Origin of the sequence: Bacteroides caecicola, from assembly GCF_023337095.1 — a bacterium.
In the GTDB taxonomy this organism is placed as follows: domain Bacteria; phylum Bacteroidota; class Bacteroidia; order Bacteroidales; family Bacteroidaceae; genus Phocaeicola; species Phocaeicola gallinarum.
In genome coordinates this window covers 373,007-389,531 of record NZ_JAMBLM010000001.1, presented here as the reverse complement: position 1 = coordinate 389,531, position 16,525 = coordinate 373,007, and the positions used below count along the sequence as shown (strand labels likewise).

Sequence of the window (16,525 nt, the reverse complement as noted above, 5' to 3'; positions counted from 1 at the left end):
AGATTTCCTATCCGCAAATGTATAAAAGTTTAGTCTGACATGCTAACAAAAAGGCATAAAAAAAGAGCTGTTCGTAAGCAGAACAGCTCTTTTTACTGCTTTTTCGGCCATTAAAACTCGTAATCGATACCGATTGAAATATTTTCTCCGTCTACATCTACGCCAAAGCCTTCTCCCATTTCGCCCCGATAGTCATTCCGATAACCCGCGAAACCAACTTTGGTAATGAAACTGAAACTGTCGTTTAATTTTATTGCCAATCCGGGTTTCAGACCGATTTCAAAACCGTTTACGGCATCGTGGTGTTTCTGCTTGTAGGTAGAAAAACCTAAGCCCATGTCAACAAACAGGCGAACGATTTTATTTTCATAAAACGAGTAACGGGCATAAGGGGCAATGGCAAACGTATTCGACTTGGCATCGCCGCTTTCATGACTGTACGCCAATTCGCCGCCCACAGCCCAAGTTTCGTTCAGGTTATAACCGAAGTCGGGAGTAATAGAAAATGAAGTAACGTCTTTGCTCGTGTTTCTCCATAAGCTGATTCCACCACCCAAATACATTTCTTGTGCCTGCACTGATAATGCCGCCATGATTACAGCGACCACCAACAATAATTTTCTCATGATTTTTCTATTTTGTTTATAATAAATGTGTGTTATCCGTTTTTATGACGGTTCGCACGACGGCGGCGATACTCTGCTTTCATTTTCGCCGAGCCCGAACCGTGGGCTCCCGTAATATAAGATTTCTTCTGAGCTTTGGTTTTTACTTTCTGCTCTTTTTTCCCTCCGGGCGACTTTCCGCCCTTAAAAACTATACCTTCGGTCAATATCTTTTCTATATCCATAACCTTTTACTTATTTAAAATAAACTATTTTTACGTCTGTGGCTTCGGCAAATTCTTTCAGCAGTCCGACCATATAGTCTACAGCCTCAGCCAGTCCATCTTCACCGCTGTAAGCATTCATAATGGCAAGCAGGTGGGTAGTGTCGGCGGTTATTTTCGTCCGTTCGTTGTCGCTGGTGGGAGTCCCTACTCCGCCTACGGCATCGCGGTATACCGGCATCCCTTCAATGTTCAGTTCGCCCCTGCCGATGCCTTCATACGGCTCACCTGCCTTGCCGATGCCCAACACCAGACGGTCGCCCTGAATCTTATCCAAATCGAAACCACCGATGGAATGTCCGCTGTAAATCGAAGCCAGATTAATCAAGTCTACCAGCGTATCAATCTGATAAAGAGGTATCCCCCGAAGGATGCGCCGGCAAAGCGCTTCCGATGACGGACGATACCGGCTGGGGTCTTTGCCACATCTCTTATATGCCTGACGGGTAGCCTGAATTGCAGGCATCTCTTTGATAGAATCCGTAGTGTACTGCTGCCGATAAAGTTCCGTAAACGTTTCAATACGTTTCCACAAGGCTTCGCTGTAAGCCGAATTTTTCACCGTTGCAAACACGGCGGCTCCCCGGAACGGTTGCCACGCTTGTCTTAACTCTTCAGAAACTTCAATAACCAACTCTTTCATGACTATTTCATAAATTGCGCGGCAAAATTAATGGTTTCTTGCTTCAGCTCAAACCTTTTCCACTTATTTCAACCATAAAATCCGCTTATTATGATAATTATCGACAAAAAAATACCCGGTTTCTCATACCGACATTAATTAAAGATGGTTATGAAGTTCATAACCCGTCTCCGCAGGCAACCAACAACAACAGTTTTGACAAAAGTTAAAGATTTATCCTCCATTATTATTCAGTCTCTTTGTGTATCTTTGCAAAAACAGAGAAACCATAGAGTATGGAAGTAATAAATCAGAGCATAAGCCGTTTTTTAGAATACCTCGGCATAGATAAATCAAACCTCGACTGGAGCGTACAGTTGGCTTTAATCCTCGGGGTGGTAGTCATATCTTTTCTTTGTACCAAAATATTCCGTCATCTGATTATCCCGACGGTAAAGAAACTAACCGCCAAGACCAAAGCTACGTGGGACGATTATTTGTTCAACGAGCGGATGATGGTAAACTTCAGCCGCATCATCCCGCCCATCGTGTGGTACGGGTTACTGCCTTTCGTGTTTTCTAAAGCTCCTGCCTTGATGAACTTCCTGATGAAAGCCACCGAAATTTATCTCGTGGTTGCCATCATTCTTTTGGCTAATGCGTTTCTTACTTCGCTGTACAGCATATCGAGTGAGCATGAAACGCTGCGGAACCGTCCGCTGAAGGGAGTGTATCAAACCATCAAATTAGTGGTAATCGGTGTGGGAGTGGTCATCATATTAAGTATCATCCTCGGCGAAGATGCTACGATTATCCTTGCCGGTTTCGGAGCTTCGGCTACGGTACTGATGTTGATATTTAAAGACAGCATTTTAGGATTGGTGGCAGGCGTGCAGCTATCGGCAAACGACATGCTGCGACCGGGCGACTGGATTACGATGCCGAAGTATGGAGCGAACGGAGATGTTATAGAAGTATCGCTTACCACGGTCAAGGTACGCAATTTCGACAAGACCATCACCACCATCCCCCCGTATGCGTTAGTGAGCGACTCTTTCCAGAACTGGCGGGGAATGCGTGAAACGGGCGGACGGCGCATCATGCGTTCGGTCAACATCGATGTTACTTCGGTACACTTCTGCACAAAGGAAGAATTAAGCAAGTTCACGGAAAAAGGTTGGATAAGCGAAGCCGATGCCGGAAAACCGATTGTCAATTTTCAGGTATTCAGAAACTACCTGCTCACCTACCTGAATCAACATCCGCGCGTAAGTAAAGAACAGATGATTATGGTACGCCAACTGCAACCCACGGCAGAGGGTATGCCGATGGAGGTATACTGTTTTACCAACACCACCGTATGGCAGGAATACGAAGAGATTCAAAGTGAGATATTCGACCATCTGCTTGCCGTGGTGGGCGAATTTAACCTGCGTATCTTCCAGCGCCCCGGTGGAACGGATTTCCATCCCGACCGCTATCGTGCCGATGCGTAAAGCAACAGAAAAAGAACCGAAACCTTCTACCCCATATCTCTAATCATAGAATGAATCACCTTGTTATCATCCTTGTTGCAGCCTTGTCTTTGCTGTGTTTTTCCTGCCGGCAAAACGCAGCGAAGCAAGATGCTTTCGATGAACAAATCGCTTTCATCGAGAATAATCCGCAGTTGTATCTCTCAAAGATTGACACTACCCGTTACAAAGAAATCCGCAACACAGAAACAGCTACCGAGTTCCTGCTGGCATATCTGACGAGGAACTATATCGACGTAACCTGTTATCCGCCCAAGCCCCTGCTGCTTGAAAGCATCCGGATTTTCAGGAAAAACCACCTGAACCAACAGCAGTTGGAAGCCCTCTTCCTGCTTGCCGGAATCTATCGGCGGGAGAATGATTTAACCAACGAACTGCAAACCATCGAACAATCTATCGGGATAGCCAACCGGGAGGACGATAAAGAATGGCTGTTCCATCTGTACAGCTACTTGGGAGACATGTATCTGAGGAAATATAACACAATGAAATACGTCCGCTACCAAACCATTGCCAATCAGTGCATCAAGGATATCCCCTACGAAGAGATGAGTTTATCCACACGGGTGCAAGTGGCTAAAAGCCTGCTATACATAGACCACCATGAGAAAGCATACCGATTGCTGCAAACCATCGAAAACAATATCAGCGAAAGCAACATCTATTACCCCCAAGTGTACTGCCTGCAAGGTATTGCGCTTTATAAAATGGAACAGTGGAGCCCGTGCATCGAAAAGATACAAAAAATACTGCCGCTGATACAAACCAACGAACAAAAGTTTGTCTGTCACTCCATTTTAACATACTGCTACTATCATATAAATGATACGGTCAATGCCGGAAAGCACAAAGGGCTTGCCATGTCATACGATGAGGATGCCGCAACCAGCCTCATCGAAATTGAGTTTTACAAACTCTGCGCCGAGTTTGCCCGACAGAATCACAACGGGGAAGAGGAAACCGCATGTCTGCACAAAACCGTAGAACGATACGAAACAATGCTTGACAGTTTGGGTGGCGAATCGTTAGACGAAGCCATCCAAGCCTATACCCGTATCTATGAAAAAGGAATCTATGAAAGAGACCTCACGAGATACCGCTATGTGATTTTGTGCTTCATCCTCATGCTCATCATCGGACTGGTGGTTTACGTCAACCGGAGAAAGAAGTTTGCCTACCGGCTTATCGCCCTGCAACAACAGCTTCAATCGCTGGAAAATCTGAAAGATATAAAAGACGAAACAAAATCTCTTATCCTGCGCGATTTTGAGATAGCCAAACAAATTGCCATGCTGAAATATACGCAAAAAGAGCAAATGGCGAAATTCTTTAAAGATTTAGAGAAACTCAAACTCACCAAAGGCAATCATTTGCTGGCTACGCAATGGGAACAGTTTTACACCCACATCGACATTTCATTCGACAATTTCCACTCTTTGTTGGTGAAAACCCATCCCGACCTCAACGAAAAAGAAATACAACTGTGCTGCCTGCTGGTTGCCGGATTCAGAACCGAAGAGATAGCCGCGATATGGATGCAGAGTGTTTACAGCGTACATAAGTACAAAACCAATGTGCGCAAAAAGATAAATGCCCCCGAAGCATCCGACATCATCGCCGTGCTGAAAGGTGAGCTTTACAGAGAGAAATAGTACCGTTACAAGGGAAAATCGCGCGATTACAAATTTCCCTTTTAAATACATATTGATTATCAGTTATATACATTCATAAATTACAAGTATAAAACAAAGGCTTACCAATGGCTATATAAGCCTTTAACGCTAACTTTGCAGCAGAAAAGTTCAGTCACAAATGATATGGATTTCAACCTCAAAATAGCAACTTGTTTTTCATAGTATTAACTAAATAATTATGTCTTATGAATTAAAAAATGAAAAGAAATAAAATAGCATATAAGAAAATCTCAGTATGTTTAATATTTTTCTTAGGTCTTCTTTTATGTCATTCATGTTCAAAAGATAACCCTAATTTGAATATTATTCACGTACAAATAGAAACTAATTCTGATGAACCCGTTAGAATTTATGGAATTAAAGATAGTGGAGAAACCGGAGTTGTTATAAAAAAGAATTATGACACAACATTTGAGTTGGGAAATGATGATTTTTCACACGATGGTTTTTCAATAGAAGCAAGATGCAAAGATGACAATACTTTAATAACTATTAAGGTTTGGGTAAATGGAATACTTAAGAGTAATCTATCTGGAAATAAATATTTGACTACCGGATATATATCATTATTATAAACAATTATCCATTCAGCCCTTTGGCATGGAATAAACCCAACTGTGCCGGCAAAGATAAAATAATCTTTGTCGGCACAGTTTTTGCAATTTACAGTTTGTTTGTAAGCCTTCGGCAAAGTACGTATATACATTTATTTCTTTAAGTAAAGGACTAAAGAGTAACATTTAGGCATTTTAATCTTTCAATACAAAATATAATCGGCTTTTAAGACAATAACTTGAACCTAATTTGAAGAAGACGAAGAAGCGACTTATCCAAAAGAATGACATTTTATTTAATTTATTATTTATCAACTAATTAGAAACATCATTTAGCTTTACCGGGAACTTAAAAAATTCTACCCATAGAACGAAGCAACGCTATGGGTAGAACCAGTCAACGCTACCGCATGGAATGAGTAACACTAACGGTAGCGTTTTTCGGGCTATATCCTTGAAGAATTTTTACTGCGCTTCCGGCAGATATTCATAACAAAAAATAAGGGCTGCCCATGCGGACAGCCCTTTGTGTTAGTTTGTCATACAGACGATTTGTTGATTATCCCAAGTGGATAGCTTCAGAAGGACAAACATCAGCGCAAGTACCACATTCTGTACAAGCGTCCGGATTGATAGAGTATTTGTCACCTTCAGAGATAGCACCTACCGGGCATTCGTCAATACAAGTACCGCAAGCGATACAATCGTCACTAATTACGTAAGCCATTGTTGTAAAAGTTAAGTTATTATTAGTACTAATTTGATGATACAAAGGTAATGTTTTTGCCTTTCATTGTAACATCTACATTACAAAATCTGCTTAATTTGTACATTGTCTAAATAGCTTATTCGGCTAAGTTGGTCAAAGCCTGATAGATGACTTGCTGCATACGTGTGCGGATGTCGTACTTCATCAGGTTCTTGCGATCGAACGGACGCGGATAAATGCGGTTACACAAGAAAACAAAAACGATGTCGTTATCGGGGTCTGCCCATGCGCACGTCCCCGTAAATCCGGTATGACCGAATACCGATGCCGGCGCCTCGGCTGCACACGGACTTTTATCGGGATTATCCGGGTTAGGCTTATCGAACCCTAATCCGCGCCGGCTGTTCTTTGATTTCGCTTTCAAGAAAAGGTCGCACGTGGCGCGGGTAAGGTAACGTTTGTTTCCGCATACGCCACGGTCGAGCAGCAGTTGGCAGATGCGTGCCACATCGTGAGCCGAAGAAAACAATCCGGCATTTCCCGATACGCCTCCCAAGAAAGCAGCCGCCTCATCGTGTACAAAGCCCTGCAACCTGCCTCCCCGCAAAAAGTCTTCGTTTACCGTAGGCACAATCTGTTCTTTCTTAAACCGTTTCAAAGGCTGGAAAGCGGTATGGGTCAACCCCATCGGTTTATAAAACACACTGTCTAAATACACATCCATCGGTGTGCCCGAAACCGCTTCCACCAGTTCTTTCAGCAAAATGAAGTTCAAACAACTATACCGGTAAGAGCGGCCCTTCAAAGGCATTTCGGCTATTTTATCCAACACCACCTGCCGGAATTCTTTCTTGATATACAGGTTTTCCGCCACTTGCAACGGATAATCTGCCGACGGCACGCGCGAAACCCACTCCGGTTTATACGAGAAGTCGGTACAAGCATACAGATTAGGCTCTACTTGGATGCGGTGATGCGCATCGGGACGTTTGCGAAACAATCCTCCTTTACAGGAACTCAGGTCGACAGCCTCTTGATAAAAAGGATAATAAGCAGGCAGTCCGGATTCGTGATACAACAAATCTTGGATGGTGATATCCGCCTTGTTTGTTCCACGCAAAAAGGGCAGATAGGCAGAAATTCTATCGGTTAGTCCAAACCGTCCTTCGTCATACAGTTTCATCACAGCCAAAAGTGTCGCCGTGGTTTTCGTAAGCGAAGCAAGGTCGTAAATGTCTCCTTCCTTTACCGTTTCGTTTCCCTCGTAAGTGTGTTTGCCGAAACATTTGTCGTACACCGGGAACCCTTCGCGCAACACCAGCACGTGACACCCCGGATATGCACCAACTTCAATCCCCTCCAAAGCAATGCTGTCTAAACGGGAAAGCACGGCGGGATTCATCCCTAAGTCTTTCGCACAATAATGACGGGGGATATCCGGATCAAGCGTAACGCCTGTCCCGGCAGGGAAAAGTCCTGCCAACGGAACCGACAAACGTCCGTCCGCTTTCTGTTGCCCCAGCAATACATCGGAGACATAGCGTTGCACATCGGAGACATCGGTATGTGCAAGCACAACCGCCGAGGCTTTTTGCATGGTATCTTTTAATTTCTCTAATGTCTTCGACGAATCGAAACAAACCAAAACCACAGGCTTGTCTGCCGCCAGTTGGTTTATCAAAGACTCATAAGGAGCTACTTTCGATGTATGTATGGCAATAATCACCTGCTGAACCGGATTCAAGCGACGACGTATCGACTCCAAAGAATCGACATTGGCACGAATCCATGTTACGGGAAACACTTCGCGCAACTGACGGTAAAAAGGATAATCTTCGGTAAGTGTGGGCGAAAGACTCAACAATGCCGTTTCTGAAACAGACAAGTCCAGCGGAAGCATATCGTCTTGATTCTTGATTACGGTAACCGCTGCACGCTTCAGCCGGTTCATCAACTCCTCGGTTTCCGGACGATTCAAGCGCCGGTCGATGCCCTCGCCCGAAATATCTTTGCGCTTAGCCAGTCCTAATATATATTTATAAGTAAGCACTTTCCGGCATTTTTCGTCAACAGCCGCTTCGGTCAGCGTACCTGTCTTCAAGGCACTCATTACGCCAGCCAATTCCCTCTTCAGGTTACGCGGAGCCAATACCATATCGTTTCCGGCTATCAAGGCTTGTGCACAAACAGCCTCGTTTCCGGAAATGCCTTTCATCTCCAGCGCATCGGTAAACACCAATCCGCGAAAGCCCAACTCTTGCTTCAATACCCCATTAATGATTTCCGGAGAGATAGATGCCGGTTTCTTTCCTAAAGCCGGAACATTCAGGTGTCCTACCATCATGCCTCCCACACCCGCTTCTACCGCCTCGCGGAAAGGACGCAGCTCGATACTGTCTAACCGCGCACGACTGAAGTTCAGCACAGGCAGCGACTTGTGTGAATCGGTTTCCGTATCCCCATGCCCGGGAAAATGCTTACATACCGACAGTACCCCACCATCCTCCAGCCCACGGCAGTAGGCGATTACTTTACGCGCCACCTGCTGCGGAAGTGCGCCAAACGAGCGCGTATTGATTACAGGGTTTTTAGGATTGTTATCTACGTCTGCCACGGGAGCGAAATTTACCTGTACCCCGATTTCGCGACACTGACGAGCTACTTCGCGACCATACTCGTAAATCAGCGAATCGTTTTCGATACATCCCAATATGCGGTTACGCGGAAAAGAGGGAGTCCCCTTCAGGCGCATCGCCAAGCCCCATTCGCCGTCGAACGTTATCAACAATGGGGTAGAAGCCAAACCCTGTGCGTAATTAGTCAACTGAATTTGTTTCTGAATATCACCTCCGGAAAACAACAGACCGCCAACGCCATACTCGGTTACCGCCTGTTCGATGTTTTTCCGGTTTGCCTGCGTGGTTATCGGAGCTACGGTATGAATGAACAACTGCCCCACTTTTTGCTTCAGGGTCATCGAAGCCATCTGCTCGTCCACCCACTGTTTACATGCTGCCTCATCTTCCGCCTTCAATCGAAGTCCGGACGACTGTGCCATTGCTGTCCGCCCGACTAAAAGCAAGCATAACAGACTAAACCAATACATAAATCCTCTCATAAAATAAACTGCTAAAAACATGCCGAATAACTGCTTACTCTTTACGCATGTCGACCTTCATTCTACCAATAAATACAGAATTTTTACCCATCTGCTGAACGGGCACTTCCTGACCGTCTAAATTTTTGTAATATCGCGGTTCGGAAAAATAAGAATGCGAGTGACCGCCCAACACGATATCAATGTTGCGCGTATTTTCTATCAGTTCCACATCGGAATAGGGTTCGCCCTCCCACCCTAAGTGAGACAAACAGATTACCAAATCACAATGCTCCTGCGTTTTCAGCAAATCCGCCATACGCTGCCCTTCTGAAACGGGGTCTTCAAACTTAACATTCCCGTAGTTGGCGTGAGCCACCAGTCCGTCCAGCTTCGCACCCAATCCGAACACACCGATACGTATACCGTTACGCTCCATTATCACATATTCTTTTACCAATCCTTCCAATATAGTACCCGTGACATCGTAATTAGCGCATACGATAGGAAACTTCGCCAATTTGAACAGCCGTGCCATGTTATCAAGTCCGAAATCGAACTCATGATTGCCGATAGTACCTGCATCATAGCCCATCTCGTTCATCATCTTTATTTCGATTTCTCCCTTAAACAAATTATAGTACGGACTGCCCTGAGAGAAATCGCCGCAATCGAAGAGCAGCAAATCGGGATATTCTTTACGTTGTTGGGCGATAAACGTAGCACGGCGCACTACTCCTCCTTTTCCCGCCAAGACCGAATCGGGATAGTAAGGAGCGAACGGCTCAATACGGCTGTGCATGTCATTGGTATGAAGAATATATAATTCTTTCTCAGTTTGCGCCGGCAACAGATTCGCTACCAAACACAACAGCAATAACAAAAAACTCTTTTTCATGGTTTAATCCTCCGATACTTTTATGCGTCCCTCGGTACGGGCGGTTACAAACTGTCCTTTCTCTTCACACTGCTTCACGTAATCGATAAGCAAATCTCTCAACACCTTGTCTTTCGGGAAGGTTTTCGATTTCGCATCCCGGAAAGCCGGCATTTTATCGTTCCCCTCTGCCAAATAGTCAATCGTTGCCACGGTATAGTCTTTCCGAGGGTCAACCGACTTTCCTCCGACCTTTGCATCCACCAGTTTTCCGTCGGACGTAATCACCAGCCGCGCTCCGCTCAAGCCTTCTCCATGCACAGCAGCTATCTGTTCAAACAAACGGATTAAAGTCTTTCCATCCATCGTTAAAACACATAACGCATTTTCAAAAGGGGCAATCTCATAAATCGTACCGAAAGTAACCACACCCTCAGGCAACGCATTCCGGATACCACCCATATTCATCACTGCCACATCTGCCTCACCTCCGATGACCGATGAAGCACTCCGGCGAAGCACATCGGCTATCAGATTAGACAACGGAGACTCAGGACGCTGCGATGTCAATGTAGCCGCCGAATGTCCGATAACCGGCGACATGATACTGTCTACCTGACGTTTATACGGAGCAAGAATCGCCTCAGCCCTCGCATCAGGATTTACATCATACGCTTCTGTCATAGGGAATCTGCCTCCCTCAACGCTTACCACCGAATATCCCGAACTACAACTTCCCAAGCCTATCAGGAGTCCGCTTGCCGCTACAACAAGCCAATGGTTTTTTATCAAATTCTTATTCATACTTTTCGTTTTATCATTCAAAAGTAACCAAAAAAGCAAAACTCGACAAGAAAACTTCATACCGATAGCATCTTTACCGCTCATTTTTACAAAATATAGGGTAAAGATTTGGCTATGTACCGAAAAATCACTTACTTTGCACCGCTTTCGCGCAATCGCTGTCAAGAGGAGTTACTTGATATGTTGCGTTGTAACGATGAAACAATTTAATTTTAAAAAAGAAATGGATTTAATTAAAATTGCAGAAGAAGCATTTGCTACCGGCAAACAGCATCCTTCATTCAAAGCAGGTGATACGGTTACGGTAGCATATCGTATCGTTGAAGGTAACAAGGAACGTGTTCAGCAGTATCGCGGTGTTGTTATCAAAATTTCAGGTCACGGTGAAAAGAAACGTTTTACCGTACGTAAAATGTCAGGAACAATTGGTGTAGAACGTATCTTCCCGTTGGAATCTCCGGCTATTGACAGCATCACTGTCAACAAGATTGGTAAAGTACGTCGCGCTAAGCTGTATTACCTGCGCAAACTGACAGGTAAGAAAGCAAGAATCCAAGAAAAGCGTACAAGCAACGCCTAAGTCTCGGAAACTATAACGTGTTCTTACATAACCTTTAGGCGCACATTGCGCGGGTCAGACGAAAACTCTTCTTTCTGTTTCCGTTATGTTCTCGCACAATATGCGCCTAATTTTTTGTTGCTCCCCAAACAGCATCACTTGTTAAGAAACTGTTTTGAATTTATCGTGTGATGATTTAGGATGAGTTTTTTGAGTCATTTTTGCTTGTGTGATGAGGAAGATAGCGGGCTATCTGACGAAGAACAAAAGCAGAAAGGACCAAAAAATCGCCTAAAGCACACACGAAAATGAAGACATCAAGCCAAGAAAACTTTTTGGAGAAATTCAAAACAGTTTCTAAATCCCTAAATCCTTCTCCACGCTCATTTTATTTATCAATCTTGTTTTCCATCATACGTATGTTAATAGAATTACTCCAATCCTCTTATTTCTCTATTTTCTTGATAGTGGCTCTCGGCTTCATGTTGGGACGTGTTAAAATCATGGGACTGTCGCTCGATGTCTCTGCCGTAATATTCATCGCACTGGCTTTCGGACATTGGGGAGTATCCATACCGAAAGAGTTAGGCACTTTCGGACTGGTACTTTTCATCTTTACCATAGGTATTCAGGCAGGACCGGGATTTTTCCATTCGTTCCGCAGCAAAGGAAAAACGCTCATCCTTATTACATTACTTATTGTTGCGTCTGCCTGTCTTACGGGAGTCGGGATGAAATACCTGTTTAATATTGATACACCAAGCATCGTCGGACTGATAGCCGGAGCTTTGACAAGTACGCCGGGACTTGCCGTTGCCATCGACAGTACACAGTCGCCACTGGCATCCATCGCTTACGGTATTGCCTATCCGTTCGGAGTGATAGGTGTTATTTTATTTGTAAAACTCTTACCCAAGCTGTTTAAAGTAGACGTGGAACAAGAAGCACGGAAGCTGGAAAAAGAACGCCGGAACAATTTCCCGGAGCTAAACACCTGTCTGTTCCGCGTTACCAATCCTTCGGTATTGAATCGCACGCTCCAACAACTGAATATCCGTGCCATAACCGGAGCTGTAATCTCCCGGCTGAAACGTGACGGCTCTATCATTATCCCAACAGCACACACGGTTTTAAAAGAGAACGACACGATACAAGCCGTGGGCAGCGAAGAAGCCCTGAATAACCTTACCGTCATGTTGGGCACGCGCGAAGACGGAGAACTGCCTTTAGAGCATACACAAAGCATCGAGTCGCTGTTACTGACCAAGAAAGATATGATTAACAAACAGCTGGGCGACCTTAACTTGCAACGGAACTTCGGATGTACCGTTACCCGTATACGGCGAAGCGGAATAGACATAGCTCCATCGCCGGAACTGGCGCTGAAGTTTGGCGACAAACTGACCGTGGTAGGCGAAAAAGAAGGGATTCAAAGCATTGCGCGCCTGCTGGGGAATGATGCGAAAAAACTTTCCGACACCGACTTCTTCCCCATCGCGATGGGTATTGTGCTGGGAGTTTTGTTCGGCAAACTGAACATTTCATTTGGAGGAAGCATGTCTTTCTCACCGGGGCTGACGGGAGGTGTGCTGATGATGGCGCTTTTCCTGAGCGCGATAGGAAAAACCGGACCTATTTTGTGGTCAATGTCTGGAGCATCGAATCAGCTTTTGCGTCAGTTGGGATTGCTGCTTTTCCTTGCCGAAGTAGGAACGTCTGCCGGAAAAAATTTGGTAGCAACATTCCAAGAAAGCGGATTCCTTTTGTTCGGCATCGGGGCGCTCATTACCATCGTACCCATGCTGACAGCCGCACTTATCGGGAGACTGGTATTTAAAATCAGTATGCTCGATCTCTTGGGAACAATCACCGGAGGTATGACCAGTACACCGGGCTTGGCGGCCGCCGACTCGATGACGGACAGCAACATCCCCGGTGTGGCATACGCTACGGTTTATCCCATTGCAATGGTGCTGCTCATTTTATTCATTCAAGTAATAGCAATGGTTATAAATTAGCCTCCCTAAAGGAAAGATAACTAACTTATTTTTAAGGCTTTACAGTTCAGCAAAAAGCATAAAAAATTCTACCCGTAGAACCGGTCGGTTCTATGGGTAGAAACAGCAAACACTACCGCATGGGATGAATGACACTAACGGTAGCGTTTTTGAGGGATATACCGGCAGATTTTTCTTATGCTTTCAAACTCCGTATACTTCACGGTGTATCCGGTCGCGTATTGCCTCAAAATCCGTATCGATGCTGTCTGCTCCTGCAAACATCAGGTATAGCGGCAGCCCTTCTCCCCCCTTTCTATAAGAGGGCTGGAAGTAATCTTTTTCACAAAGCGAGAAACCACATCTTTGGTAAAAACCTATCCGACGTATGCTCATTTCATCTTCCGGACGTTCTACTTCTAATACGATGATACCCGGAAGCAACTGCTTTATATACTCCATAACCTGCCTTCCGTATCCCTTGTTACGAACAGCCGGAGAAGTAGCCAGATGCTCCAAGTAATGGAAATCGCCGAGATTCCATGCCGTAATCAACCCTATCGGAAGCTCATCGTCGGTTATGAGGTAACACGTAAAAAGCGGATTGGTATCGGCATTGCGCCGCTGGTCTTCATCGTCCCGGCGCTCTACTTCAGGAAACGATTCGTGCAAAAGATTCTCTACAAAAGAATAAGCCTTGTGGTCTGTTTTAATTGGAGTAAAGTTTAACATAATGATTCTGATTATGAGTAAAACATACGATTCTGTATTTTGACACAGGGTTAAAATGCAGTCACTTGTCGGTATAAAACCGGATGACGCGCTCTATCGCCCGCTCGCATACGGGACAAAAACGGGGTGCTTCGTTGATTTTCATCCTACATTCGGTAGTAGGACGATAAATGCCTTTCAGGGTATATCCGCCCCCTTCGTACAAGCCTACCTTCGTATAAATGGTAGCCGAATCGGTCTCCAACGGAGTAGGCACGGGAGTACCCTCCGGAAGCAAATCTTTCCACTTACTGTCGAAGTCGACCAGCGTCGTTATATTCTGTTCCCACGGCTCTACGCTGTACGGATATTGCGCACTGGGAGCCTCATCGTAAGCATATTCGTCTGCAAGTCCGGCAAAACTGTGTCCGAACTCATGCACCACAACAGGCCAGAACATCGGATGATGAGCCGTGGTGAGCGTATACGAATTATAGATGCCGCCGCCACCGTACGTATCCGTATTGGCAAGGATGATGATGTGTTCGTAAGGAATCCCTGCCAGCCAGTTGTGAATGTCTTTCACCCGACGGGTCGTCAGATATCGGTCGGAATAGAATGTATCGAAATGAGAACTTACCGCCGTTGATTTCCACTGGGCTTCGCGGGGAATACTTACGCCGCTATCGTCCGAGGGGCTTCCCACCGCAACGACATTGAAACGGCTTTTAAGATGCTTGAAAGGCTCGTGGGCAAATAAAGCATCACACGCCTTTTGTGCATCGGCATAAAATACATCCATTTCGGCTGCGGTATAGCCTTCGGCAAGAATGGCCACGTCGATACAATCGGTAGCCGGACCACTTTCGAGCAAATAGCGGTGAGGAGTAATCCGCTCCAGTCCGCGCCGGTGAATCAATATATCGCCGGGGTTCACCTCATGAGTCAGTGAAGCTACCGGCTTATGGTAGACATCCTTCAGGCGGACGGTTACCGTTACGGGCTGTTTCGGGAAAGGCAGCAGAAATGTATTTTCAAATCCCCGCTTTACATGCTTTGCTTCATCTTCGCTCACCCATTCTTGAAACAGACTTGAAAAAGAAGTGCGGTAAATCACTGTCCCAGTGGCTTTATCAGCTACCGTGATGTCACCGTTCCCCTCTAACGGCAACTCACTGAGCCGTTGCCTTCTGCCTGCCCACTGGGGCAACGAACAGAGTTCATCCAAATAAATATCCTGATGGTTTGCATCGCCCGTAAAGAGGTAATCGACCCGTAAAGTCTTATCAACAAAATAATCATCAAAACTTTGTGAAAAAGCCGAATATGACGTACAAAAGCATAAAATTAGAGCTACAAATAAATTTTTCATATCGCATTTAAGATTTTATAGGCGGCAAAGTTAAAGAATGAAACCGAAAAAATACTATCTTTGCATAAATATTTAAAGATATAAAAATGGGACATCACCAATTAGACAGCTTAGACGAACAAATTTTACGATTGATTGCTGACAATGCACGTATTCCGTTTTTGGAAGTAGCACGTGCATGTAACGTATCAGGAGCTGCGATTCATCAGCGTATTCAGAAATTGACCAACTTGGGAATCCTGAAAGGTTCGGAGTTTATCATCGACCCGGAAAAGATAGGTTATGAAACGTGTGCTTACATCGGGCTGTACCTGAGAGACCCCGAACAGTTCGACTCTGTTACGGAGGCATTAAAACTAATCCCGGAGGTTGTAGAATGTCACTATACTACGGGGCAGTATGATATGTTTATCAAAATCTATGCAAAGAACAACCATCACTTATTAGAAGTCATCCACGACAAACTTCAACCGTTAGGGCTGTCGCGCTCGGAAACGATTATCTCGTTCCGCGAAGCTATTAAGCGACAGATGCCTATTATCGGTATAACGAGCGAAGACTGAAAATCAGCGTCGCTCATAATCAACGAAACAGTAAGAGTAGAGATGTTTTTCGTCAGTCGGATAACATTCTCTACTTTTTTCTTGCCATTGTTCCGGGTTTATTTCAGGGAAAAACACATCGGCAGGAGCCTTGTCATCGTCTACTTCTGTAATATACAGGCGATCTGCCTGCGGCATGGCTTCTGTATAAAGCGTGGCTCCCCCCATGATAAATACTTCTTCGTCTGATGCACAGTGTGCCAACGCCTCTTCCAGCGTATGGAATGTTTCCGTTCCTTCAAAACAAATTTCCTGACGAGTCAACACGATATTGCGGCGGTTAGGCAAAGCTCCTTTGGGAAGCGACTCGAAAGTTTTGCGCCCCATTACAACGGTGTGTCCCGTAGTCAAAGCCTTAAACCGCTTTAAGTCGTTCGGCAACCAGTAAAGTAGTTTGTTTTGAAAACCAAGTCCTCGGTTTTTATTAATTGCAGCAATAATCGATAAAGACATGAAAGGTGAGTTTTTAATTTTATAACATTAATAATTCAAAGTTCTCAACA

Annotated in this window: 16 protein-coding genes; 6 read left to right on the top strand and 10 right to left on the bottom strand. The window is 45.0% G+C overall.

Annotation, left to right across the window (positions count from 1 at the left end; all coding sequences use genetic code 11):
- Positions 1 to 110 precede the first annotated feature (110 nt).
- The 3 genes from M3085_RS01550 to M3085_RS01540 are packed head-to-tail and all read right to left on the bottom strand — an operon-like array spanning position 111 to position 1,532.
- Complete coding sequence (locus tag M3085_RS01550; RefSeq protein ID WP_178255753.1) at positions 111 to 626, bottom strand: outer membrane beta-barrel protein; 516 nt, start codon at positions 624 to 626, stop codon at positions 111 to 113.
- 32 nt (positions 627 to 658) lie between these two features.
- Positions 659 to 850: a hypothetical protein gene (locus tag M3085_RS01545; protein ID WP_178255752.1), complete on the bottom strand. Its 192-nt coding sequence runs from the start codon at positions 848 to 850 to the stop codon at positions 659 to 661.
- A gap of 10 nt (positions 851 to 860) precedes the next feature.
- Entirely contained in the window at positions 861 to 1,532 is a 672-nt protein-coding gene (locus M3085_RS01540) for a B3/4 domain-containing protein (RefSeq protein ID WP_178255751.1), read from the bottom strand.
- Positions 1,533 to 1,807: 275 nt separating this feature from the next.
- On the opposite strand from M3085_RS01540, the gene M3085_RS01535 reads away from it, so the two are divergent.
- From M3085_RS01535 to M3085_RS01525, 3 genes are all read left to right on the top strand, one after another.
- The gene (locus M3085_RS01535) at positions 1,808 to 3,007 is read left to right on the top strand and encodes a mechanosensitive ion channel family protein (protein ID WP_249052145.1); all 1,200 of its coding nucleotides are present in this window, start codon (positions 1,808 to 1,810) and stop codon (positions 3,005 to 3,007) included.
- A 50-nt stretch (positions 3,008 to 3,057) separates the two neighbouring features.
- Positions 3,058 to 4,698, top strand: coding sequence for a helix-turn-helix transcriptional regulator (locus M3085_RS01530; RefSeq protein WP_249052144.1), 1,641 nt, complete (start codon positions 3,058 to 3,060; stop codon positions 4,696 to 4,698).
- A gap of 239 nt (positions 4,699 to 4,937) precedes the next feature.
- A complete protein-coding gene (locus M3085_RS01525; RefSeq protein ID WP_249052143.1) occupies positions 4,938 to 5,315 on the top strand; it encodes a hypothetical protein in 378 nt (125 codons plus the stop codon).
- Positions 5,316 to 5,853: 538 nt separating this feature from the next.
- Here M3085_RS01525 and M3085_RS01520 read toward each other — a convergent pair.
- The 4 genes from M3085_RS01520 to M3085_RS01505 form a co-directional block, all read right to left on the bottom strand.
- Complete coding sequence (locus M3085_RS01520) at positions 5,854 to 6,021, bottom strand: DUF362 domain-containing protein (RefSeq protein ID WP_007557742.1); 168 nt, start codon at positions 6,019 to 6,021, stop codon at positions 5,854 to 5,856.
- A gap of 118 nt (positions 6,022 to 6,139) precedes the next feature.
- Positions 6,140 to 9,121, bottom strand: coding sequence for a glycoside hydrolase family 3 N-terminal domain-containing protein (locus M3085_RS01515; RefSeq protein ID WP_249052142.1), 2,982 nt, complete (start codon positions 9,119 to 9,121; stop codon positions 6,140 to 6,142).
- A 34-nt stretch (positions 9,122 to 9,155) separates the two neighbouring features.
- Positions 9,156 to 9,998 carry a bifunctional metallophosphatase/5'-nucleotidase gene (locus tag M3085_RS01510; RefSeq protein WP_249052141.1) on the bottom strand — a complete coding sequence of 281 codons (843 nt, stop codon included), beginning with the start codon at positions 9,996 to 9,998 and terminating at the stop codon, positions 9,156 to 9,158.
- 3 nt (positions 9,999 to 10,001) lie between these two features.
- Complete coding sequence (locus M3085_RS01505; RefSeq protein WP_191710042.1) at positions 10,002 to 10,781, bottom strand: 5'-nucleotidase C-terminal domain-containing protein; 780 nt, start codon at positions 10,779 to 10,781, stop codon at positions 10,002 to 10,004.
- Between the two features lie 223 nt (positions 10,782 to 11,004).
- Here M3085_RS01505 and rplS point away from each other — a divergent pair, with 223 nt between their 5' ends.
- Positions 11,005 to 11,361, top strand: coding sequence for a 50S ribosomal protein L19 (gene rplS, locus M3085_RS01500; RefSeq protein WP_178255745.1), 357 nt, complete (start codon positions 11,005 to 11,007; stop codon positions 11,359 to 11,361).
- A gap of 398 nt (positions 11,362 to 11,759) precedes the next feature.
- On the top strand, positions 11,760 to 13,358 hold the full coding sequence (locus M3085_RS01495; protein WP_191710041.1) for an aspartate:alanine exchanger family transporter: 1,599 nt from the start codon (positions 11,760 to 11,762) through the stop codon (positions 13,356 to 13,358).
- Positions 13,359 to 13,541: 183 nt separating this feature from the next.
- On the opposite strand, the gene M3085_RS01490 is transcribed toward M3085_RS01495, so the two are convergent.
- Together M3085_RS01490 and M3085_RS01485 are read right to left on the bottom strand one after the other, a co-directional pair.
- Entirely contained in the window at positions 13,542 to 14,069 is a 528-nt protein-coding gene (locus M3085_RS01490; protein ID WP_249052140.1) for a GNAT family N-acetyltransferase, read from the bottom strand.
- A 61-nt stretch (positions 14,070 to 14,130) separates the two neighbouring features.
- Positions 14,131 to 15,420 carry a M64 family metallopeptidase gene (locus tag M3085_RS01485; protein ID WP_249052139.1) on the bottom strand — a complete coding sequence of 430 codons (1,290 nt, stop codon included), beginning with the start codon at positions 15,418 to 15,420 and terminating at the stop codon, positions 14,131 to 14,133.
- A gap of 86 nt (positions 15,421 to 15,506) precedes the next feature.
- Here M3085_RS01485 and M3085_RS01480 point away from each other — a divergent pair, with 86 nt between their 5' ends.
- Positions 15,507 to 15,983: an Lrp/AsnC family transcriptional regulator gene (locus M3085_RS01480; RefSeq protein WP_178255741.1), complete on the top strand. Its 477-nt coding sequence runs from the start codon at positions 15,507 to 15,509 to the stop codon at positions 15,981 to 15,983.
- Positions 15,984 to 15,986: 3 nt separating this feature from the next.
- Here M3085_RS01480 and M3085_RS01475 read toward each other — a convergent pair whose 3' ends face one another.
- Positions 15,987 to 16,475: a dihydrofolate reductase gene (locus M3085_RS01475; protein ID WP_178255740.1), complete on the bottom strand. Its 489-nt coding sequence runs from the start codon at positions 16,473 to 16,475 to the stop codon at positions 15,987 to 15,989.
- Positions 16,476 to 16,525: the final 50 nt, after the last annotated feature.